Raw genomic sequence first — 23,439 nt, 5'->3', positions numbered from 1 at the left:
CCGCTGCCAAATTGGGAGGAAGGAAAATGCCTGGAATCTCTCGTCGAACTTTCGGCATGCTCATGGGCGCCGGAGCCACAACATTGGCGATGCCCTATTACGCCCGCGCCCAGGGCAAACCGCGTGCGGTTGTCATCGGCGGCGGAGCCGGCGGCGCAACGGCGGCCCGCTACATGGCCAAGGATGCCGGCGAGGATCTCGACGTCACCCTGATCGAGGCCAACCCGAAATACACGACCTGCTTCTTTTCCAATCTTTATCTCGGCGGCTACCGCGACTTTGACAGCATCACCCACGGCTATGACACGCTGGCCTCGAATTACGGCATTAGCGTCGTCAACGGCATGGCGGACAGCGTCGACCGGGACGCGAAGGAAGTCGTCATGGCGGACGGCTCCAAGGTGCCCTATGACCGGCTGATCGTCGCGCCGGGCATCGACCTGATCTATGACAGCGTACCGGGCTATTCGGAGGAAGCGGCGGAAATCATGCCGCATTCCTGGAAGGCCGGACCGCAGACCCAGCTGTTGAAGGCAAAACTCGACGCGATCGAGAACGGCCAGCAGATCGTCATGGTCGCCCCGCCCAACCCCTATCGCTGCCCACCTGGTCCGTATGAGCGTGTCTCCATGATGGCCCATGTCCTGAAGGAAAAAGGGTTCACGGACGCCAAGATCATCATCATCGATCCGAAGCCGAAATTCTCCAAGCAGGGTCTGTTCACCGAAGGCTGGGAGAAACACTATCCGGGCATGATCGAATGGTACGGACCCGACGTTCACGGCGGCATCAAGAGCGTCAATCCGGCGACCGGCGAGGTCGAGACCGATTTCGACACGTTCAAGGGCGAGCTGGTCAATGTCATCCCGGCCCAGAAGGCCGGTATGATTGCCGCCAGGACCGGCCTTGCCAACGAAAGCGGTTTCTGCCCGATCGATCCGAAATCGATGCGCTCCTCGGCGGACGAGAACATCTTCGTCATCGGCGATGCCTCGATTGCCGGCGACATGCCGAAATCCGGCTTCTCGGCCAACAGCCAGGCCAAGGTCGCGGCCATGGCCGTACGCGGGGACCTCACCGGCTCGAAAGTGTTTCCGGCGAAATACTCAAACACCTGCTGGAGCCTGATCGAGACCAATGATGGCGTGAAAGTCGGCGCGCAATATGCCCCGACCGACGAGAAGATCGCCTCGACCTCGAGCTTCATCAGCCAGACCGGTGAAGACGAAGCCCTGCGCCAGGCGACCTATGAGGAATCCGTCGGCTGGTACAAGGGCATCACCGCCGACATCTTCGGCGCCTGAATGTAAACCCGGTTCCGCGGCCAACCTTGCCGGTCGCGGGACCATTCTCGTTTCCTCATCCCACAGTGGAAACACCGGGGCTGACAAGGCGCGATGCGCCTGATACTGGTCGCGACTGCTTCGATACCGGCGCTCGATCGCCGGGTTCGGCATATGAACATCTGCTTCGATCGGCGCGCACGTGACCAAAGTCTGCATCTTCACCTATTCCTACATGCACCGGCACCACACGATGGTGAATTTCCATATCGACAACATGTTCGATGGCAATTCCTGTGTCTGTGTCGAGGACGAGCGGGAATTCAGGACCGTCGAGCGGCCGCGCCTTGTCCGCAACGACGTGCCGCGCGGACCTCTCGACCCGCTTCTCGGCGTGATCACGAAATTCTCCAACAAGTTCCGCAAACTGCCGGCCGGCAGCATTTATGGATCCGAGCGCCGGGCGATCCTCGAGTTTCTCGCCAGAGAAAAGCCCGATGTTATCTTGTGCGAATTCGGCTGCATCGGTGTCGACATCGCCGAGGCTATTAGCACCTGCGGTATTCCGATATTCACCTATTACCGCGGCTACGACGCCACCATGCGGGTGCGTTCAAAACGTCAGCAGAACCTGATCCGGCGCGCCTTTCCGAAAATGAAAGGGGTGTTCTTCGTCTCGCATTACCTGCGCAAGAACCTGGCCACATACGGTCTGGAACATCCGAACAGCCACGTCTTTCCGAGCGGCGTCAACACCGACAAGTTCACCCCGGCCGAGAAACGCAAGGCGAATTTCATCGCCGTCGGCCGGCTGATCGAAAAGAAGCGCCCGGACCTCACCGTCGAGGCCTTCTGCAAGGAAGCCCGGGATTTCCCCAAAGCGACCCTGGATATTCTGGGCGGCGGTCCGATGCTGGAACCCTGCCGTGAGATCGTCCGCCGCGAAGGCATGGAAAACCAGGTCACCCTGCATGGCGAGCAGCCGCATGGGAATGTGCTGAAACACTTGCGCGAGGCGGAATTCTTTCTGCAGCATTCCGTCACCAGCCCCAGCGGCGATGCCGAGGGCGCGCCGACCTCGATCCAGGAGGCATTGGCCTGCGGCTGCACCGTCATCGCCACCCGCCATGCCGGCATCCCGGATCTTGTCGAAGAAGGCAGAACCGGTTTCCTGGTCGACGAGATGGATCTGGACGGTTACCGGAAATGGATCCGGGCCGCGCTCGCCGGCGAGATCGACGCCCCGGCCATCTCCAGGGCCTCGCGCGACTTCGCCGTCGCTAACCTCGACAACCGCCGCCTGATCAAGCGGGTGGAAGCGGTGCTGGAAAGCGCGGTTTGAAGGCAAGCAGGTATACGACAACCACACCCACTGCGTCATCCTGAGGAAGCGCGCAGCGCTGTCTCGAAGGATCCGCCACTTGCAAAAGAGACCGTCGGCCATCTTCCTGGACACGCGGCAGTCCGATCCCCTCAGCCCATCATTCCGGACAAGTGCAGCAATGCTGCACGCTGATCCGGAACCCAGCGCATCAGCGCGAGCGAGAGCGAGCACAAATCAAACAAGCATCTGAATTTACGGATTAGGACGCACCTGCGGTGCGAAGTATCCGCTAGGTTCCGGATCTGGCCATGCAGCTGCGCTGCAGACCGTCCGGAATGACGATTGAGACGTCGTCAACGGTCTCAGCGCGCAGGCACTCTTACCTGAACAGCCGCGCCAGTTTCTTTTTCGACAGGAACCGGAAGAACGGCTTTTTCTTTTTGTCCTTGTCCTGCGGCTTGAAGCCGAAGCCGATCTTGACGTTTTCCTTCACCGGGAAGTCCCGGTGGGCCAGATATTCGCGGATCACGGACTTGTAGAGCCTGTTCTTGACCTCGGCCTTGAGGTTCAGGAATTCCTGCACCACCTCGACATCGAGAAACGGATAGCGCGCCTCCATGCCGAAGGAGCCGGCAACCATCTCTTCCTTGGCAAGATAGGCCGCCTGGGTGCTGCCGAAGACCGACGCCCAGGGGAACCGGCCGAGCAGATTGTTCGGAAACTTGCCGCCGAAATTGCTGTGGGCGAAGAACTTGTGACCGTCGAAGCCGTAGTCGGAGACGATCTCGTCGGCACCGCTGCCCGAAAGATAGACCAGCGCACCGGCCGCTTTCGCCCGCTCGCAGACACCGGCCAGGATCAGCGCCGCTTTGTCCTTGTGAACGCTCTTGCCAACCTCGACCCGCTCGCCGCTGTCATTGACGATGACATAGGGCTGGTCCTCGACATTGTCGTCGAGCCATTTGCGCAATTTCTCGACCTCAAGCTCCGTGTCGGGAATGGTGATCGGCTCGTTGCCGGAAGCGCGCACAGCGGCTAGCCGCCCTTCGACCACCTCTGGGTCTTCGCGCCCCTCGACGGTGACGCTCATGAAGTCCTTGCCCTGCGCGATCAGCGAAGCGGCGATCGCGCCGCTGTCATAGCCGCTGGAGAGGCCGACAAAGGCCTTGCCCTTCATGTGCTTGACCCGCTTGGCGACGGCCCGGTCAAAGGCGTCGAACCAGCCGGTCATGTCGGTCTTGAACTGCGCCAGATTGAACGTGTAGATCTCGCGCTCCAGGATCCGGGTCCGGTCCAGGCTGTATTCAACCGCATGGTTCGGCTTCAACGGCCGGACCTCATCAAAGCCGAGCACGAGGAGCGCGTCGCGATAGCTGGCGAAGCCGAACTCGTCTCCCCTGGCGCCGAAAAACAGCGGCTTGGTACCGAAACAGTCGCGCGCCACATGAACAACGCCGGCGCAGAAATCGACGATCACGATGGCATATTCGCCGTCCAGCTCCTTGAAACAGTCCGCGCCCTTGTCCTTGTAGAGATCAAAGAGATAGCGCGCTTCGCTGGAGTAGGTTTCCGGACAATTGTAGATCTCGCCGTTGAACATGACGACGACGTTCTCGGTGTCGGCCACATAGGGCTGGCCGACATAGTCGCCGCGCATGGACAGAAGATTGTGGCAAAAGAAACAGCCTTCGATCACGTGGCTCTGGGTGAAATCCGGACCGCGCAACGCCATGATCCGGTTGAACTCGGTCGTGGTCGGCTGGATGGTCGAAAAAACGAAACTACACATTCTGGTCCATGATCCTGGCGAGCGGCCGCGCCCCTGGCTTGAGCCCCTGCCGCCTTAGTGTGCCTTTCAGCCACGAAATGCAAGGCTCCAGTCGCTTCGCCGTATCTCGAGCCTGGCCACACCCGCATGAGAGGTATTTCCCCGGACAACAACAATGACTTACATCTTTCAGGTCACATATTACAATTCTCTGGAAAGCAGAAAATTGATAGACTAGGTCCAGGATCAATCCTCTCGTCGGGAGCAGGTATTCGATACCTGTCTGACTATGACGACCCTTGTTTTTCACTCGATCAATGCCACCATCGGCAGCAGCGCTGCCAATGTCCTTCCGGTTCGGCCTGAAAAAACGCCCAGACTTCGAAAGGGAACACTTGGCTCCCTGGGGGTTGCAGCCGCTCTCCTCTTCGCTGTCTCCCTGCCCGCCACCGCCCAGGTTCCCGATGTCGGCGACGGTGTCTGTGTCGCCTTTTGCGACGACTACACGCCGCCGACCTATGACAGCTACAATTACGGCGGCGGCGGTGGTTACAGCTACCAGCAGGAACAGATGAAGCGGAGCAACACGCAGCCGAGCACACGTCCGAAAAAATTGCGGCCGAGCGCCAGCCAGCGCAAGAAGATCAAACAACAGAAACAACTGGCCAACTGGCGCCGCAAATCCGTTCAGGAAAACAAGAAATGCCTGAAGGCGTTCGACGTTCTCTATTTTAACACGGAGCGCATCGAGACGTTGATCAAGCATTGTTCCGCCGCGCTCGACTATTGCCGGAAAGGCCGTGGCAATTGCACGGTCGACCGCTGGAACATGGCGCTCGCAAACGCCAACAAGGCCAAGGAAGACAAGAACTACGCCGACGCGGTCACCTATTACGACGAGGCGATCAACCTTTGCGGCTATGACGACGACTGCAGCGGCGTCGGCTCACATTCGTCACTGGAAGGCATGCGCTCCAGCCTGGAGGCCAGCCGCAAGAAGGTCGCCGCGCTCGCCGAGCTGCAACGGGAGGCAGGGCAGAGCCAGAGCAGGATCGAAGCGGCCGTGACCAGCCCCCTGGTGGACGCGCCCGCCTCCAGCGCGGATACCGGCCTGAGCTTTCTGGAGGCTGATGCCATCATGCCCAGCCAGAAGGCCACCTATCTTCTTGACGCGCTTCAAGCCGGCCAGGGCAACTGGACCAAAAGCCTGGAAGACCTGGAAAAAACCGTACGCGACAATCCGGACGACCGCTCAGCCCGCGACGCCCTGCTTTATCTCAAAGGGTTGCACCAGGGTCACCTGACGATCTCCAAACTGAGCAACGCCCGCTACAAGAAAGGCATCAACGCCTGGATGGACGGTGACTACAAAACGGCAACCGACTTTCTCGCCGAGAGTTATCTCGCCGATCCCGATGATCCCTCATCCCTGGAGGCCTATGGCATTGTCTCTGGCCTCGCCCAGTCGGATCTTTATCTCGACTGGACCCAGAATTGCGGCATGTTGAAATGCCCGCCGCCGGATCCCCTGCACTATGTCGGGGAATATGCCTCGCTCCTGAACAGCACCGCCTACGAGCTCCTGAACGAAGATGAGCGGGAACGGCTGATCCAGGCGCGCTCCCTCTATTCCGATCCGGGCGCCGATCCGGACCAGCGCGCGGCCCTGCAATATGTCGAGGGGCTCGCCGCCTGGGACGATTTCCGGGAGCGCGTGCTGGAACGGGCCGGTTCCGGGGCGGACGTGCCGACTTTGACACAGGCCTATATCAAGATGGGCACCGGCGATTATCAGGGCGCCATCGATCTGCTCAGCCCCGGAGCGCTCCTGGACGACGACGCCGCCACGTTTGCCTATTTCCATGCCATCGGCCTGGCCGGGCAATACACACCGACCGGCAGCGCCTTCCTGTTCGAGGAGAACCAGGACCGGCTGGAAGCCACCTGGCGCGACCTCCAGGAAACCCGCTCCGCCGCCCGGGTGCTGGTGCGGCACGATCCGAACCTGCGGCCACCCTGGAAAGTCATCCGCGACCGGCTCAATGCCGCGGAATATGCCGCCTGGGCGGACTTCATGGCCGATCCCTTTGAGACCGCGGAGGAAATTGTCCGGCTCCAACAATAGGTATTGTGATGAAATGGTTCCTGACAGCCTTTTTGATCGCCTGCGCTGTTGTCTCCACCCCGGCGCTCGCCGACTTGCGCGACTGGAAAACCGAATATCAAAAAGGGCTAGAGGCCGCCAAGGCCGGTGATTTCAAGAAGGCCGCCGAGCTTTTCTCCCTGGTGAACAGCGAAACGGAAGTTCATCCGGGCGTGATCTTCAACTACGGCCTCGCCAGCGCGCGCAACGGCAACTCCTTCAAAGCCACGATGATGTTCCGGCTCTATCTCGTCATGCTTCCGGAAGCACCGAACGCCGCTGCGGTCAGGCTTGAGATCGAGCGGCTCGACGAGGAAATCCTTGCCAAGCAAACGGATCTGTTTCGCCGCGCGCTCGCCGCCGCCAAGGAATTCCCGGAAATCGCGCCTGAAAGCGATTACTCACGGCCCAAGAAAATGAGCCTTCTGGATTCCATTGCCGACAGCGCAAACGCGGTCGGCAACTCGGAGATTGCCGAGGAAGCGATCCGGCTGGCACGTCGGTCCGCCGAGATCCACGGCTATGACTACAAACCCGACGATGCGGCGGAACAATACCGCGACAATCTCGACGAGGCCGGTGACATTGTCGCCCTTGTCGAGGCTTACCCGCAATTCGACGATGCCGAAGACTATGTTGAAGCGCTGCTGGCGGCGCTGGACGGGCTCTCCGATTATGCGCCGGACGGCACCTTGCCCTTTCTCGAAGCACTGCCGAAAGAACTTCTGACGGCCGACAATTATACCGTCAATGACCTGATCAAACTTGCACTGGATTCCGGGAGTGATGACCCCTTCTTCACGCATCGCGCCTGGGACGATGACTTCATTTATCTCAAAGACACGGATCTCCAGGACACCGTGCTGGCGTTTCAACCTCCGGAAAGCTGGCGGCCGATGGCCGAAAAAATCTTGCGGCGCAAGCCGGACAGCGTCGGCACTCTAGCCGCCCTGTCCCAGTCCCGGCAGGCGTTAAAGATTGTCATGGACAACAGGGGCAATCCCTTCAACCCGTATGGGGAATGGGCCAGTTCGGTCCGGGTCGCCGAACTTTCCCTGGCAATCGGGAATGTCGACGGCATCAAACGCGCGCGCAAACAGCTGCTGAAGCTCTCGGACGAAGAAACCGATTTCAGCAAGATGAGCAATGTGCTGCTGCAGACGGCCTCGGGACACATCGACAAGGCGCTCGCCGCTATGCAGGATCGTGCGCCCGAATGGGACAGCTGGGAACAGACCATGGACCTTTATTACGGCCGGGTCGCCAAGACTGCGGCCCGTGCCCTCATGCAGAAGGAGAAATACAAGGACGCCGAAAGAATGATCCTGGAGGGAACGCGCGCGTATGAGACCGCCGATCTGCTGCGCGAACTGGCTGACCGAATGGAGGAAGGCGGCAACACCGGCGAAACCGGACGCCTTCGCAAGTCGGCCGACGAGATCGAGACCAGGACACGCGGTGGCTGGAAACCGGAGTCCGACGAACAATTTGAGCGTGTCAGAAAGTGGCGCAAGATCGCCAACTATTACAAGTTTGGCTTTTCCAACACCGAGAGTGTCGACAAGGCCGTCGAACAGGCGCTCAACACCGACTATTGCCACTACGACACCGAAGCCGAATGCATCATCAATTCGCTCGACTATTCCGCAAAGACCTGGGGGCAGAACCTGATGACCATCAGGGCGCTGGAAAAACTCGACCCGGAAAACGCGACCTGGCTGACGCCGGAAACACGTAAACGGCTTGCCAAAGTCCGCAAGGAAGCGCTCGAAAAGATTGGCCCGACGGCGCGTGAAGCCCTCGCCAAATGGCTGGCGGAAGACGATCTGGATGACGACGAGACCCGCTACAAGTCCATCAACGACCACAGGATGGCCGCGAGCGAAGGCAACGCCGCGTCCGTGCGCAGACTGATCGATCTATACGATCCGGAGGAGAAGGGTCTGAAAGCGCCGGAAGTGGCCAGTTTCATTGCCGACGGCCTGCGCCGGGGCGACCGGTCTCTCCACGATCATGTGACATCGAGCTTCAGCAGTTGGCCCAAGCCGCTGCGCCTCGAGTTCCAGCGGGTGCTCGCCGATGAGGGCCTTTACAGCAGCGGCATCGACGGCGCCATCGGCCCCGGTACCCGCAAGGCGATCGAGGGCCTGTTCGCCAGCGCGGCGCCGGCAAACTGAATCCGGATGACGCAGGACAGGACATACTTTCGGCAAAAAGACGAGCCGGCTAAATTCTTCTGATGAAACGGCCGAAGGCGTTGCCGTTCAGGCCCTTTGACCTGCACGGATCATGTCCGCCGCCTTTTCCGCGATCATCACCACGGGCGAGGCCGTATTGCCCGAAACGATCTTGGGCATGATCGAGGCGTCGATCACTCTGAGGCCGTGCAATCCCCGCACACGGAGCTCCGTATCGACCACTGAGCCCTCGTCCGCGCCCATGCGACAGGTGCCGACCGGGTGGAAGATGGTGGTGCCGATGTCGCCGATCTTTTTCAAAAGATCCTCGTCGCTGTCGACCACGGGTCCCGGCAGGATTTCCTCCGGCTGGTAGGGCTGCAACGCCTTGGCGGTCATGATGGTGCGTGCCTGGCGCACGGATTTCAGCGCGATGTCCTTGTCCTTTTCCGCCGACAGGTAGTTCAGGCGGATGTCCGGCTGCGCCGCATTGCCTTGCTTGGTGACATGCACCGAACCTGTGCTTTCCGGCCTCAGGTTGCAGACCGACATGGTGATTGCCGGGAACGGATGCAGCGGATCGCCGAGCTTGTCGGTCGACAGCGGCTGGACGTGATATTCGAGATCCGGCGTGTCCAGCGATGGGTCGGACTTGGAAAACATGCCGAACTGGCTCGGGGCCATCGACATCGGTCCGGACTGGGTCAGCGCGTATTGCAGCGCGATCTTCGCCTTGCCAACCAGAGAATTGGCCATCGTGTTGAGCGTCTTGGCGTTCCTGACCCTGTAGACCGTACGGATCTGCAGGTGATCCTGAAGGTTCTCGCCGACACCAGCACTTTCGTGCCGGACCTCAAGGCCCCTGTCGCTCAGGATTTCCGGCGCGCCGATGCCGGAAAGTTCCAGGATCTTCGGCGAGTTGATTGCCCCCGCCGCCAGCAACACCTCGCGCTCTGCGGAAGCAGTCAGACTGCGGCCCTTGTGGGTGAAGCGCACGCCGGTGACCTTCTTGCCGTCGAGCACCAGGCTGTCGGTTTCCGCATAGGTGATCAGGCGCAGGTTGGGCCGTTTCAGCGCCGGCCGCAAAAAGCCCTTCGCCGTGTTCCAGCGCACGCCGTTTTTCTGGTTGACCTCGAAAAAGCCGCTGCCTTCATTGTTGCCATCGTTGAAATCGGCGCGCGGCTCGATGCCGAATTCCCTGGCGCCTTGCTGAACGGCTTTCAGGATGTCCCAGGTCAGCCGTTGCCGCGACACCTTCCATTCGCCGCTGGAACCGTGCAACTCCGACTTGCCGGCGTGGTGATCCTCCGATTTCAGGAAATACGGCAGGACGTCTTCCCAGGACCAGCCGACATTGCCGAGCTGGCGCCAGTGGTCATAATCGGCCGCCTGGCCGCGCATGTAGATCATGCCGTTGACGGAGGTACAGCCGCCCAGCACCTTGCCGCGCGGATAGACCAGGCTGCGGCCGTTGAGGCCCGGCTCGGCGGCCGTCTTCATCATCCAGTCGGTGCGCGGATTGCCGATGCAGTAGAGATAGCCGACCGGAATATGCACCCAGTGGTAATTGTCGGACCCGCCCGCTTCCAGCAGCAGAACGCGGGTGGACGGATCTTCGGTCAGCCGGTTGGCGAGCACACAGCCTGCCGTGCCGGCGCCGATGATGATGTAGTCATAGGATCCGTCGAGTGTGTCCGGCCCGCTCATCTTACTTCCCATCCCTGCATTCCTGTCGCCACAGAGGCTTTACCCGGCCGCACAGGACCGCTTATTTGACCGCTCCGCACCAGCCCTCATTCTGCCAGGGCAGCTATTTTCACCGAGCGTAATCTTTCCCAGTAGAAGTGCAACTTATCCTGCAGGACTAGGCGGTATCTCCAAACTCGTCCCAGAATGACCGCATGGTCTCAGTGAGTTTGAGATACATGCGGTAGCGGCGATCGTATTGCGCTTGCATCGACGCATCCGGCAGATATTCGTTTTTGGTCCTTGTCATCGCCGCAACCGCCTGTTCATAGGACCCGAATTGCCCCGAACCGATCCCGGCCCCGATGGCCGCGCCAAGTGCGCCGGTTTCCCGGGCTTCAGCGACGCGGATCGGCACGCCGAGGCAATCGGCGAACATCTGCGGCCAGACGGGACTGCGTGAGCCGCCACCGGACAGCACCGCCGTTTCGAAGGCAACACCCGCTTTCACCAGGGTTTCGATATGGCGGCGGTGCTCGAACACCACGCCCTCGAACAGCGCCCTCAATAGGTGCCCTTCGCCATGCCAGCCGGCGAGGCCATAAAAGCCCGCACGGAACGCCGCTCCCTGGCCGGAGCCGTAGAGAAACGGATGAAACAAGGGATCGTCGGCCGCCGGCGTCACCTTGGCAATGACGTCGTTGCAAGTGCCGAACGGGTCGTCGTGATGCTCTCCCCGCTCGACCAGCTCGCGCACATACCATTCCAGGTTCGCCGCGGAGGTCGCGCTCGACTCGATATTCACGAACCGGCCCGGCGCAAAACCGGACACCATGAACATGGACGGGTCGATCACCGGAGTTTCGGAAAACACCTGGTTGACGCTCCAGGTCCCGGCGATGATCGAGGCTTCGCCCGGACGGATCACGCCGGAACCGAGCGCGCTGGCGATTACATCGAAGTAGCCGCCAACGACCGGCGTGCCCTCCTTGAGCCCCGTTGCGGCCGCAGCCGTTGCCGTGACCGTGCCGGCAATTTCCGCCGGTTCGACCAGCCGCGGCAAGAGATCTTCCGCATCATCCAGGCCGAAGAGCTCCAGGATCTCCGGATCGTAGCGTCCATCCGGCATGCGCAGGAGACCGCAACCCGACATGTCGGAAATATCGCTGACCCGTTCGCCCGTCAGTTGGAAAGTGATGAAGTCCTTGCAAAGTAGAACCGTGCCCGCCGCTGCATAGATCTCCGGGCGACACGCCTTGATCCAGGCGAGCAGCACAGGGGTCTGCGACGGCCAGGGTTTCTGCAGGCTGAGCGCATGCAGCTTGTCGCCATGCCGGGTTGCAAGATCCTCCGCATGGGCCGCCGCCCGCGTGTCGAGCGACTGGATCCCCAGAAGTGGATCCGCGGCCTTGTCGAGCAGGTAAAGCCCGTTGCCGTGACCGGCGCAGCCGACCGCCGCGACTTCAGCGGGATCGACCGCTGCTTTCTCAAGGCAGGTGCGGATCACCTGCTGCGCGTTCGACCAGAGTTCCGAAAGACCGCGTTCCACATGACCGGGCTTCGGCGAGAACGACTGCCCGTCCAGAGCCGCCATGGCAACCTGGCGTCCGGCCAGGTCGAACAGCACGGCCTTGATCACCGTGTTGCCGGCATCCAGTCCCAGCAGGTATGTCGTCTTGTCAGCCACGGTTATAGATGTCCCATGCTTCGTCGCCGTTGGCGCCTTTATGGATCATCGCCATCAGGGCAGCGACAACCGCTTTCGGATTGTCATGCTGATAGATATTGCGGCCATAGACCATGCCCTTTGCCCCCTGCGCCATCAGCGCGGCGGACTTTTTCAACACCGTTTTGAGGTCTTCCTTGCCACCGCCGCGCACCAGCACCGGCACCCTGGCGGCTTCGACCACCCGGTGGAAATCGTCCGCATTCTCCGTTGGGTCCGCCTTGATGATGTCGGCGCCCATTTCGCTCGCAAGACGCACCAGCGTGACAATCTTGTCGGCATCGCCATCGACCTGATAGCCGCCGCGAATGCCGTTGGGCAGCATCACCAGCGGCTCGATCATCAGCGGCATGCCGTATCTGTGGCAGGCAGCACGGACCCTGGAAATGTTTTCCACGCATTGGCGGAACAGCTCTGGCTCGTCGGGCAGCATGAACAGGTTGACCACCACGCAGGCGGCATCCATTTCCAGCGCGCCGATGATCGGCTCATCGGCATTCTGCAGCATCGACCACATCACCCGGTGGCGCTGGTCATTATAGGGATTGCCCATATCGATGCGCATCACCAGAGCCGGCTTGTCCTTTTCCGGCCGGTTCTGCAACAGGTCCGCCTGGCCATAGGCCATCTGGATCGCGTCCGGGCCGGCTTTGACCAGGGTGTCGACCACACCCGCCATGTCCTCCAGGCCCACCATGAAACTCGGCTCGTTGCAGACCCCGTGATCGATAGCCACGTCCAGACAACCGCCATGGGTGAACATCCGGTTCATTCGGACTTTCGGGCTCAAACGCATATTCTGCTCCTGCTGATATTTTCGCTTTGCGGCGCTCCGAACGAAACGCCGTGATAGGTTTTCAGATCTTCCAGAAGGGCGGCGGTCTGACGGGCTGTTTCTTCCGCCGACCAACCAAGTTCACCGGCGACGACTGCGGCAAGACTGTCGATCAGCTCCGGGCTGAGAAGCCCCCTGATCGCGAGCGTCGTCCGCCGCAGTACGACATCGGCAAGGCTCACCACCCATTCACGCCGCGCCAGAAAGGCGATCTCCGCAGCAGTGATGTCCCTTGCCCCGTCCAAGGGCACGTCATCGGCGCGTGACTGGCAGAAGGTCAGGAGATCCCGGGCCGCGGTGCCATAGGATGCCACCAGATGTGCCGCGCGGTCCCGGCCGATCCCGAATTCGGCCACAAGCTCCCGTTCCAGGATCGCGGCGGCCTTCGGAAAGGCCTTTCCGCCGCCAATCGGGCGGCCGAGCGTGCCGGTTTTCCGGGTCCGCTCGAGCGCCGCCAGAACCTCGTCGGCCGCCTGTTCGGCAAAGGCGCGGAAGGTGGTCCACTTGCCGCCGATCATGCAGATCTGCGGCACGGTTCCCTCGAGGCGCCTGGTGAAATGGCCGCGCGAAATCCGGCCGGTGAAGTCCTGATCGCTTTTGGGCAGCGGCCGAATGCCGGAATAGCTGTAGACGACATCTTCCGCGCTGAAATCGAGATCCGGAAAGACGAGCCGGAGCGAGTCAAGAATATAGACTTCCTCGTCCGGCTCGCAGCGCACGCGGCTTGCCGACGTCACCCTGATATCGGTCGATCCCGCGAGCACCTTGCCGAAGAACGGGAAGACGATGCAGACCCGGCCGTCGGAGTTTTCGAAATAGACCATGTGCCCGCCGAGAGCCGCCTCCAGCTCCGGATTGTCCAGGATCAGATGCGAGCCTTTGGTGCCCGACACCAGCGCTTCGTGGCTGTCGGTTCCGGCTAGCTCGTCAATCGCGTCGTCGAGCCAGGCACCGGTCGCATTGACGAAGATCTTCGGGCGGACCGGCAGGAACTGGCCGGTGAGTTCGTCCCGGACCACATAGCCGTCCCCCTCCGGCATGAGACAGGCATAATTGAGCGCCGCGCAGCCTGGTGCTTCGGCAGCCGCATCCTGAAGGAGTTCCAGGCCGAGCCTTTCCGGATGGCTGATCCAGGCATCGTGATAGGTCGCCGAGCAGCGGATCGCGCCCGTCAGCTTCGGCCAGCGGCGTTTCGTGGCACTTTTCCCGTCAAACCGGTGTTTCGGCAACAGGCGGCGATGCCGCGTCACCCAGTCATAAAGCGTCAGGCCGAGCTTGATCGGCAAGGCGCCCCGGTTGGCGGGTTTGCCCGACACGCCGAAGAAACTCGCGGCGCTGTTCAAGAGACCGGAAAAATACGACGTGATCGGAATGACCGTCGGCAGCGGATGCACCAGATGCGGCGCATTGCAAAGCAGAGCGTCCCGTTCGCGCAGACTTTCTTTCACCAGATCGAACTCGCCGTTTTCCAGATAGCGCAGACCGCCATGGATCATGCGCGAGGGCGCCGCGCTGCAGCCGGAGCAGAAGTCGTTGCGCTCCACCAGAAGCACGTCCAGCCCCTGCAACGCGAGATCGCGATAGACGCCGATGCCGTTGATGCCGCCGCCGATCACAACGGCGTCGAACGCGCCGTCGCGGGCGATCCGGTCCCATATGGTCTGCCGTTTTGCGGACATGCCTCTCCCGTTCGCCGAAGCGGTCTCCGGCGTCCTTCCTGTTGTCATTGGTGTGGCTGACTTAAGCGGCGAGCTCAGTCAGGTGGACGGCGGCCGCCTTGCCGATGATGTCGATCTCCGCCGCCGTCAGGCGCAGCCGGCCGGCCCTGGCGTTCTCGGCCGCCTGCCCCGGATTTCGCGCCCCGCAGAGCGAGAAGGTGATCCCCGGCTGCTGCAGCGTCCAGGCGATTACCACCTGTGCCTTGGTCGCCTGATGGGCTTCGGCAATCGGTGCGATCACCTCCATGAGCTGGGCGACTTTCTGCCGGTTCTCGATGGAAAACCGTGGATTGTCCTTGCGCTGGTCGTCGCCTTCAAAGGTCCGCTCCGGACCGATCTTGCCTGTGAGAAGGCCCAGCGCCAGCGAGGAATAGCTCAGCACGGACACGTTGTTCTGCCGGCAAAGCGGAACCAGGGTCGTCTCGATGTCGCGCTTGACCATGGAATACTCTTCCTGGATCGCGTCCAGCTGGCCAGCGGCCATATAGGCCTTCACGTCGTCGGGCGAGGTGTTGCTGGCGCCGATGGAGCGGATCTTGCCCTGGGTCTTCAGGGTTTCCAGCGCCTCCATGGTCTCGGCGACCGGCGTGGTCGGATCCTGCCAGTGAGTGATGTAATGATCGATGACGTCGGTGCCGAGCCGCTTCAGGCTCTGCTCGACCTCGTAGATGATTGCATCCTTGCCGAGATAGCGGTGCACAGGCTTGCCGTCATAGTCGAAGAAATGATTGCCCCTCTGGGTGTGCCAGACCAGGCCGCACTTGGTCGCCAGGACCACCTGGTCGCGCCGCCCCTTGATGGCCTTGCCGACGATCTCCTCGGCAACACCCTGGCCATAGGCCGGCGCGGTGTCGATCAGGGAAACGCCTTCATCGATGGAGGCCTGGATGGCCTCTATGGACTGGGCTTCGTCCGTGCCGCCCCACATCCATCCGCCGATCGCCCAGGTGCCGAGGCCTATGGCCGAGGCCCTGATGCCGGAGCGGCCGATTTCGCGTGTCAACATTTCATGCGACATCCTGTTTGCCTTCCATGGTTGCGAGGACCTCGCTGGCGGTGTCCTCGTCCAGAATGAGTGAATTCAGATAATTGCCGTTCAGAACCGAGCGGATCGGCCAGACCTTCTCTTCGCCGGAGACCACGCCGATGACCCGCGAGCATTGCCGCAGTTCCGAGGGATGCAGGGCCACCAGGCGCGAATTCAGCGCATAGTCGGCAACGCTGCCGTCCGTCTTGATCAGGTGCGCCAGAAACTCGGCGCTGACACCGCTGCCGATGAGCATCTTGCGGTCGGCGTCCGGCATCGGGTGCAGATCGTAGTAGCTCGACCCTGGTGCCGCGATCGAACCGACGCCGACCAGGGCGACGGTCGCCCGCCGGGCAAGGTCGAGCGCCTCGCGGATAGAGCCAACCTCCATCAGCATGTCGCGCTGTTCCCGGCTTTCGGCGAACAGCGGCGCGTGAAGCTGCATGGCCCGGCCGCCGAGCTTGTCGGCCAGGAGCATCGCCTGGTGATTGACGTCGGTATGGTACTTGCCCTGGACGCCACCGGTGAACGGCACGACGGTGACGTCGAATTTTCGTTCTGTTTCAATGTTCTGCACCACCGCACCAATGGCCTTGCCGCCAGTGATGGCGATGATGTCGCCGTCGCGCAGGGTCTCGACCAGATGATTGGCCGCCGCCAACCCGACCTGGCGCAGCGTTGTCGCCGGGCTGCCTTCCACCGAAGAGGTCACCAGCGCCTTGGAGAGCGGTGCGGCTTCCTCCAGGAGGTGTTCCAGGTCGGTCAGGCGCTGGAACGGGTTCTCGATGTCGATCTTGACCATGCCGAGCTTGCGTCCCTGCGTGATCAATCGGTTGACCTTGGAGGTCGACAGGTTCAGGAGCTCGGCGATGTCCGCCTGTTTCTTACCTTCCAGAAAATGCAACACGAGGACCGTGTGCATCTGGCGCATCAGCTCGATATCGTTTTTCTTATCAGCCATGAGATCCAGCCTTTGTCCTTGCAGCGTCAGGCGCGTTTCTTGACGAGGTAATGGTCGATGGAAACGGCCGTCAGCAGGATCGAACCGCGGATGATGTCCTGCCAGTAGACCGAGACGTCCAGGAGCGCGAGCGAACTGGACACCACCGACAGCAGCACGGCGCCGAGGATCGCCCCGAAAATGGTGCCCGAGCCGCCCTTGAGGCTGGCACCGCCGATTACCGCGGCGGCGATCACGTTCAGCTCCATGCCGATGCCGAAGGTCGGCTGGGCCGAGCCGAAGCGGGCCATGTAGATGATCCCGGCCACGCCGCAGAGCGCGGAACACAGCGTGGTGGTGAAAAAGATCACCCGCTTGGTCCGGATGCCGGAATAGGCGGCCGCCTTCTCGTTCGAACCGGTGTAGAACACCTTGCGGAACAGCGTGGTCCGCCGCAGCATGAAGTCAAAGCCGATCACCACCGCCAGAAAGATGATGATCACCACCGGGATCGGACCGATCGAGCCCTGACCGATGAACTTGAATTCCGGCGGCAGGGTGAAGAGACCGAGCGGCCGCCCGCCGGTCCCGAGCAGACAGGCTCCCCTTGCGATCACCATGATCGCCAGCGACACGATGAAGTGATGCAGGCCGACACGGGTCACGAAAAAGCCCATGAAGGCGCCGATGCCGGTACAGGCGGCGATCGAGATCGCCGAGGCGACCCACGGATCGACACCGTTCAGGAACAGCCAACCGGCGATCACCATGGCGAGCGCCGTCACCGAGCCGACGGAGAGGTCGATACCGCCGGAAATCAGCAGGATGGTCATGCCGACCACGACGATGCCCTCGACCGCGAAAGCCATCACCATGGCGCGCATGTTCACCCAGGTCAGGAAATAGGGCGAGGCGAAGGACATCACGATGAACAGCACGAGGATGATCGCGATCAGTCCGGTCTCACGCATGCGCAGGAGCCGGTGGATGAACGAGACTTCCGGTGATTTGTTTTCTGGCGCGCCCGTCAGGGAGACAGCGTCTTCCATGGTTTCCCCCACTCTTATTGTATGGCTGCCTGTGCGCCGCCGACCGACGCCAGGTGCATGATGTTTTCTTCTGTCATCCTGTCGCCCGTCACTTCGCCGCTGATCCGGCCTTCGCGCACGACCAGCACCCGGTCGCAGACGCCAATCAGCTCCGGCAGTTCGGAAGAGATGACCAGGATGCCGACGCCGCTGGCGGCGAGGTTCCTGAGAATGCGGTGAATTTCGGCCTTGGCGCCGACATCGACGCCGCGGGTCGGCTCGTCCAGGAAGATCAGCTTGGGATTGACCGACAGCATCTTGGCGATGGCGACCTTCTGCTGGTTGCCGCCGGAGAGCGATGACACCGGATCGGTGAGAGACCCGTATTTGAGATTGAGGCGGGCGCCGAGCGCCTCCGCCTGCGACTCTTCCTTCTGGCGGAGGATCAGGCCGAAACCGTTGGCCACCTGCTCCGGCTTCAGGGCGGAGACGTTGCCGGCAATGGGCATGTCGAGAAAGATGCCGTCACCCTTGCGGTCCTCGGAGAGATAGACGATGCCCTCGGCGATGCTGTCCTGGTAGGAGGAAAGCGAGAGCGTCTTGCCGTTCAGCGCGACCTCGCCGCTGACCTCGCCCTCCAGCTGGCAGATGCCCTTGACGATTTCGCTGCGCCCGGCGCCGATCAGGCCCGCCAGACCGAGGATCTCGCCCTTCCTGAGCTGGAACGACACGTCCCTGAACCGGCTGCGTTCGTTAAGATTGCGGACGTTCAGGATGATCTCGTCGGAGCGCTCTGCTTCCGTCTGCTTGCGCGGGTAAAGCTCGTCGATGACCCGGCCGACCATGGCATTGACCACATCGTCGGGCGTGATCTCGGAGACGTTGCGCGTGGTAATGTACTGACCGTCCCGGAAGACGGACACCCGATCGCAATTGTCGAAGATCTCGACCATGCGGTGGGAAATATAGATGATCGAGATGCCCTTGTCGGCGAGGCGCCGCATGATCCTGAACAGGATCTGCGCTTCCTTCTCGGTCAGGGCCGCGGTCGGCTCGTCCAGGATCAGCACCCGGCAATCGAGCGTCAGCGCCTTGGCGATCTCGACCAGTTGCTGGTGAGAAATCGACAGGTCCCGCACCAGGGTCGCCGGATTGATGTCGACCAGTTCGCCGAGCACTTCGGCAGCTTTCTGTTCGAGGGTGCGGTAATTCATCAGCAAGGAACGGCTGGCATTGGTCGTCGCCATGAAGATGTTCTCGGCCACCGAGACGTCCGGACAGAGCGCGGTCTCCTGGTGCACGAAGCCGACACCGAGTTTCTGCGCCATGGCCGGAGAAGCGATCCTGACCGGCACGCCATCAAAGAGGATCTCACCGCTGTCCGGCTGCAGGATGCCGTCGATCACATTCATCAGGGTCGACTTGCCGGCACCGTTCTCACCTGCCAGCGCATGGATCTCGCCCTGGCGCAGTTCGAAATCGACGCCCTTCAGCGCGCGGACGGGCCCGAAGGATTTCGAAAGATTGGAGATCTTGAGGATCACATCGTCGGTCATGACAAGGCCGTCTTGGCGTTAGTTGCGTTCGGAAAAGGGGCTGTTCGCGCCAGCTCGATCGGCGGGACAGCCCAAGGGCCGGGGCGCTTGGCGCCCCGGCTTGGGATCAGCTCGGATCCCGGCCTTCCATGTAGACATTGAGGTCGAAGCTGTCGGCATTGTCCTTGGTGATCACCGCAAAGCCGTTGTCGACATAAGGGATCTGCACCGGGTTGTAGCCGGAGACCTTGTAGTCGTTGAACGGATCGAACACGTCGGAATGCGCCGCCAGGAAAGTGGCCATGAAGCCCATGAAACCCTGCATGCCCTGGTTCGGGTTGAGCGCCATGTGGATGTTGCCCGCCTTGATGTGCTCCAGCGTCGTCGGGGTGACGTCCGCATGCATGATCAGCACCTTGGCTTCCGCTTCCAGAACCGCGGCGACAGCGCCTTCCGCGGACCCGGCTTCCGGGATCCACAAAGCGGCCAGGTTCGGATTGGCCTGCAGGATCGAACCGGTCGCCCGGTAAGCGGCGTTGCTGTCCTGGTTGGTCGCCTGGCGGCCGACCAGCTTCATGTTCGGGTAGTGCTCTTCCATGTAGGAAATCAGCGCGGTGACCCGGAGGTCATGGTTGGACTGGCCCGGGTTTTCCAGGACGGCATATTCGGCGCTGTCGCCAACCTGTTTGACGATTTCCTCGGCTGCGAACTTGGCCTCGGCCAGGTTGTCGGAGGTGATGTAGGACGTGCGGTTGGACTTCGGCGAGTCCGCCGCGAAGGTCACGATCTCGGTGCCGCTGTCGATGGCCCGGTTGATCGGCTCGATGAACGGATCGGCCTGCATCGGGTGCAGCAGGATACCGGCCGGCTGCTTGACCATGTCCTGCTCGAAGGACGCGATCTGCTTGGTGATGTCATAGTCCGGCGTGCCGGAAAAGACCGTCTTGCAGCCGAAAGCTTCCGCGGCCTGCTTGAAGCCCTGATAAACCGGCACCCAATAGGGGTGGCCAGAGACCATCACGTTCATGATGTAGGTTTCGCCCGGCTCGCATTTCAGGCCGTCAGCGGCCGCCGGTGCTGCGGACAGGATTGCGGCAGACACGGCCGCCGTTGCCAAAATGGCCTTAACTTTCAAACCGCTCATGGTTTCCTCCCTAGAGCTGCTCCTCCCGGTCTTGCAGCTCCGCCAATCGATTTCAGCGCCATCTGCAAGAAATTTCAAGCGCCGGTTTTTATCCCAGCGACAACAGGGATAATGTCCGGCCCGCTGAAGGGTCAAACATTTTTGGTATTTATTTCTTTTTGTGAAATTTATTTCACGAACAAGTAAAACCCAGCTCACAGCCGAGCTAAAGGCCCGTCGACATAACATTCTGAAAAATATAAATCTTTGACGACGGCCACGAGCTTTTGCGCTGCTCGGGCCCAAGACCCAACATGCCCGGCTCGATGGCTGGACGAGCAATTTCAGTTGGGTTGCAAGAACCCGGACACACCAAACGACGGTCGAGCAGGCATGAGCACCTGAAGATCAGTCTCGCCAAGTCCGCGGTCTTCTGACCTCGATGTCCCGTTCGGTTTGTCCTCCGTCGAAAGCAAGGGCAACACGCCCACCTGCACCGATTCTGTAAATACGGAGGGACCAGTCCGCTCGATGACCAGCACCGGAAGTTTCAAGCCGGATGTCTGTGTCGCTCTCGACGAAAAAGGCAATCGCCGTCAGGTCCTCTGAGATCCCCAGGCCCTGCGCTTTCAAATACGCTTCCTTGAGGGTCCAGAAGTCGAGAAACAGGGACCGGCGCGCCGCACCCGTGAGCGCAATCAACGCGGCCCTCTCCGGCGGCGAACAGACCTCCGGCAGCAACAGGTCCACGTCGGCCGAACGGCCGTCGGTTTCCGCATCGATGCCGACTCGGCCGGCCGTCGCCACGGCGCAGGCCACCAGCCCTCTTGTATGTGTCAGGCTGAAATCCGGCCCTCTCCGTCCGCGTATCTGTGGCTTGCCGGTGGCATCCGCCTCGAACCGCCACGCGCCCGGATCCGTGGCAGGCTCCCGGTCGCTCAAGGTCCGGCGCAACAGGGCATGCGCCAGGGCATAGTCCCTGCGGTCCGCGTCAAAGTGAAAACGGTGAAAGCGCGCCAGCTCATCGTTCGAAAGGACAGCACAGGCAGCCTCCAGCTCACCGGGTGCGCATGTGGCCGTTTCCAGGATGTTCACCGTGACGTCGTGCACCTTGTCCGGCACGCGTGACCTTTCGTTTGGTTCAGAAAAATCGGTGTCACCGGGGCCCGGATCCCGAAAGCACAGCCCCCAGTCAGGAAGGCGCCGTCAGGCGTCGACATCCGCCGGTGTCCCGACCTTGCTGATCTTGCCTTCCTCCATCCAGACAATCTTGTCGGCAATGTCGAAATAGCGGTCGTCATGGGTGATCGCGATGACCGTTCGGCCGTCCCTCTTGAGCTTCGTCAGAAACTCCGTATAGAACCAGCGCCGGTATTCCGGATCCTGATCGGCCGCCCACTCGTCGAACAGATAGACGTCCCGGTTTTCCAGAAGCGCAACGACCATCGCCAAGCGCTTGCGCTGACCCGTCGACAGGTTGGTCGTGCTGAAGCGGTTGTTCCGGTAGTGGACCTTTTCGTCCAGTTTCATCTCTTCCAGAAGGTCATAGAGTTTCTGTTCGTCCGAGAGATCGACGCCGTAGAGCCGGTCGAACAGGTGAAAATCGGAAAAGATGACCGCGAACAGGCTGCGATAGACGTCGATGTTTTCCGGCTTGACGGTCTTGCCATCCCAGGCGAGATGCCCGCCGTCCGGGTCGTAGAGACCGGTCAGGATCTTCGCGAGCGTGGACTTGCCGCTGCCGTTGCCACCGACAATGAACACCATCTCGCCGGCGGCAATGTCCAGGTCGCAGGGCCCGATCGAGAACGGCCGGTCGCCATTTTCACTGTGATAGGTATAGGCGATCTTTTTCAGGGAAATCGCCTTGGTCAGCTTCGCCTGCTTGGCCTCGAGCCGGTCCTCGGCAGCTTCGCCGTATTTCTCCAAGAGGTTTTTCAGATCCTCGATGTTGGAGACCGCGAGATTGGCCCTGGAAACGACCGGCAGCATGCGGATGATCGACGTGATCGCGCCGCTGGCGAAGACGATCACGGTGACGATCTTGCCCGGAATGGAGAGGTCCGAGACGTAGAAGGGGATCGCGAAAACCAGCGTACCCATCAGCGTATAGAAAAAGACGTCGCTGACCGACTGGCCATAGTTGAAGGACCGGCCGGACTCCACCCGCAGCTCTTCCACCCGCTCGGAGCGGGGCACCACATAATTGTGGAACAGGTCGTCGCTGCGTTCCGCGTTCAGCTTCACTTCCTTGAACCCGCTCAGGATGTTCTCAAAGCTGTTCTGGAAGGCCTGTTCGCTCAGGCTCGCCTGCCGCATCAGCTCTTCCGCGTCCCGGTAGCTTTTGCGGTAGAAGAACACCGCTCCCGCCAGGAAGGCGATCGTGACGGCAAAGGCCAAGGGCGACAGATAGAAGATATAGAGCGCAGACATCACCAGCTGCATGACAAAATAGATCAGGCCGACCAGGGCCGGCGCGGTCTCCTCGATGGTCTGGTGATCCCGGCCAACGGCGGCGCGGATCCGGTTCAGGCCGATTTCCTCGACCGACGCCAGATTGAGATTGCGCACCTGTGCCGTAACCCTGATGCGCAACCGGCAAAGGTAATCCGCGACGATCGCCGTCGCCATGTTGAGCGCGCGGTTCATCGTGAACAGAACGGTGGTGCATCCAAGCACGAACAGCCCCAGATACTGCCATTGCAGACCACCGGTCTGCTGGTAGTTGGTGGTGGCATTGATCACCGCGATCACCAGCCCCATGACCAGGCCAGGCACCAGGGAGAGCAGCAGAAAGGTGCGCCTGCTGTCGCCCGCTTCACGATACAAAAGACGAAAGAACTTCATCGAAAATCAGGCGCTCCAGGTGGTCAGCCACCGTTCGTATCAACAGTCTTGGGTCTCAGCTGCCGGCGGCATCCCGGAGGCTTTTCGGCCGGATATCTGTCCAGTTCTCATTGACGTAATCCAGGCAGTCCTGGCGCTTGCCGGGACCGAACACGTTCCGCCAGCCGTCAGGCACCGGCACGAATTCCGGCCACAGGGAATGCTGCTCCTCGGCATTCACCAGCACGAGGAAGGTGCCGTCCGGATCGTCGAATGGATTGCTCATCGTGTTCTCCCCCG

At 61.2% G+C, this 23,439-nt stretch carries 17 protein-coding genes; 4 read left to right on the top strand and 13 right to left on the bottom strand.

All coding sequences use genetic code 11. The features are described 5' to 3' along the window. Window positions 1–26 precede the first annotated feature (26 nt). Complete coding sequence (locus M0H32_RS24490; protein WP_248158648.1) at window positions 27–1,304, top strand: NAD(P)/FAD-dependent oxidoreductase; 1,278 nt, start codon at window positions 27–29, stop codon at window positions 1,302–1,304. A 181-nt stretch (window positions 1,305–1,485) separates the two neighbouring features. Then, window positions 1,486–2,625, top strand: a complete 1,140-nt coding sequence (locus M0H32_RS24485) for a glycosyltransferase (RefSeq protein ID WP_248158645.1) — start codon at window positions 1,486–1,488, stop codon at window positions 2,623–2,625. Between the two features lie 361 nt (window positions 2,626–2,986). Here M0H32_RS24485 and M0H32_RS24480 read toward each other — a convergent pair whose 3' ends face one another. Beyond that, entirely contained in the window at window positions 2,987–4,396 is a 1,410-nt protein-coding gene (locus M0H32_RS24480; protein WP_248158642.1) for an asparagine synthase-related protein, read from the bottom strand. Between the two features lie 268 nt (window positions 4,397–4,664). Here M0H32_RS24480 and M0H32_RS24475 point away from each other — a divergent pair, with 268 nt between their 5' ends. Together M0H32_RS24475 and M0H32_RS24470 are read left to right on the top strand one after the other, a co-directional pair. Continuing rightward, window positions 4,665–6,500, top strand: coding sequence for a hypothetical protein (locus M0H32_RS24475; RefSeq protein ID WP_248158639.1), 1,836 nt, complete (start codon window positions 4,665–4,667; stop codon window positions 6,498–6,500). A gap of 8 nt (window positions 6,501–6,508) precedes the next feature. Next, window positions 6,509–8,695: a hypothetical protein gene (locus tag M0H32_RS24470; protein ID WP_248158636.1), complete on the top strand. Its 2,187-nt coding sequence runs from the start codon at window positions 6,509–6,511 to the stop codon at window positions 8,693–8,695. An 87-nt stretch (window positions 8,696–8,782) separates the two neighbouring features. On the opposite strand, the gene M0H32_RS24465 is transcribed toward M0H32_RS24470, so the two are convergent. The 12 genes from M0H32_RS24465 to M0H32_RS24410 all read right to left on the bottom strand — a co-directional run bounded on the left by M0H32_RS24465 (window position 8,783) and on the right by M0H32_RS24410 (window position 23,425). Further along, window positions 8,783–10,402: a GMC family oxidoreductase gene (locus M0H32_RS24465; protein ID WP_248158634.1), complete on the bottom strand. Its 1,620-nt coding sequence runs from the start codon at window positions 10,400–10,402 to the stop codon at window positions 8,783–8,785. A gap of 157 nt (window positions 10,403–10,559) precedes the next feature. Further along, window positions 10,560–12,068, bottom strand: coding sequence for an FGGY-family carbohydrate kinase (locus M0H32_RS24460; RefSeq protein WP_248158632.1), 1,509 nt, complete (start codon window positions 12,066–12,068; stop codon window positions 10,560–10,562). Then, on the bottom strand, window positions 12,061–12,903 hold the full coding sequence (locus tag M0H32_RS24455) for a class I fructose-bisphosphate aldolase (protein WP_248158630.1): 843 nt from the start codon (window positions 12,901–12,903) through the stop codon (window positions 12,061–12,063). Before M0H32_RS24455 ends, M0H32_RS24460 begins: the two co-directional genes overlap by 8 nt. Further along, window positions 12,894–14,621: a glycerol-3-phosphate dehydrogenase/oxidase gene (locus M0H32_RS24450; protein ID WP_248158628.1), complete on the bottom strand. Its 1,728-nt coding sequence runs from the start codon at window positions 14,619–14,621 to the stop codon at window positions 12,894–12,896. The genes M0H32_RS24455 and M0H32_RS24450 overlap by 10 nt, the downstream gene beginning before the upstream one ends. Window positions 14,622–14,682: 61 nt before the next feature. Next, window positions 14,683–15,678, bottom strand: coding sequence for an aldo/keto reductase (locus tag M0H32_RS24445; RefSeq protein WP_248158626.1), 996 nt, complete (start codon window positions 15,676–15,678; stop codon window positions 14,683–14,685). After that, entirely contained in the window at window positions 15,668–16,648 is a 981-nt protein-coding gene (locus M0H32_RS24440) for a sugar-binding transcriptional regulator (RefSeq protein ID WP_248158624.1), read from the bottom strand. The genes M0H32_RS24445 and M0H32_RS24440 overlap by 11 nt, the downstream gene beginning before the upstream one ends. Before the next feature lie 26 nt (window positions 16,649–16,674). Beyond that, the gene (locus M0H32_RS24435) at window positions 16,675–17,598 is read right to left on the bottom strand and encodes an ABC transporter permease (RefSeq protein WP_248158759.1); all 924 of its coding nucleotides are present in this window, start codon (window positions 17,596–17,598) and stop codon (window positions 16,675–16,677) included. Window positions 17,599–17,690: 92 nt separating this feature from the next. After that, window positions 17,691–19,211 (bottom strand): sugar ABC transporter ATP-binding protein, encoded by a 1,521-nt coding sequence (locus M0H32_RS24430; RefSeq protein ID WP_248158621.1) that lies wholly within the window; start codon window positions 19,209–19,211, stop codon window positions 17,691–17,693. Between the two features lie 106 nt (window positions 19,212–19,317). Next, window positions 19,318–20,334, bottom strand: coding sequence for a substrate-binding domain-containing protein (locus M0H32_RS24425; protein WP_248158617.1), 1,017 nt, complete (start codon window positions 20,332–20,334; stop codon window positions 19,318–19,320). A 387-nt stretch (window positions 20,335–20,721) separates the two neighbouring features. Further along, complete coding sequence (locus M0H32_RS24420; RefSeq protein ID WP_248158614.1) at window positions 20,722–21,435, bottom strand: 4'-phosphopantetheinyl transferase family protein; 714 nt, start codon at window positions 21,433–21,435, stop codon at window positions 20,722–20,724. An 84-nt stretch (window positions 21,436–21,519) separates the two neighbouring features. After that, window positions 21,520–23,160: a cyclic peptide export ABC transporter gene (locus M0H32_RS24415; protein ID WP_248158611.1), complete on the bottom strand. Its 1,641-nt coding sequence runs from the start codon at window positions 23,158–23,160 to the stop codon at window positions 21,520–21,522. Between the two features lie 55 nt (window positions 23,161–23,215). Beyond that, window positions 23,216–23,425: an MbtH family protein gene (locus M0H32_RS24410; RefSeq protein WP_248158608.1), complete on the bottom strand. Its 210-nt coding sequence runs from the start codon at window positions 23,423–23,425 to the stop codon at window positions 23,216–23,218. Window positions 23,426–23,439 lie beyond the last annotated feature (14 nt).

This window comes from Roseibium sediminicola (assembly GCF_023156505.1).
Taxonomy (GTDB): Bacteria; Pseudomonadota; Alphaproteobacteria; order Rhizobiales; family Stappiaceae; genus Roseibium; species Roseibium sediminicola.
This window is presented reverse-complemented; position numbering and strand designations above follow the sequence as displayed.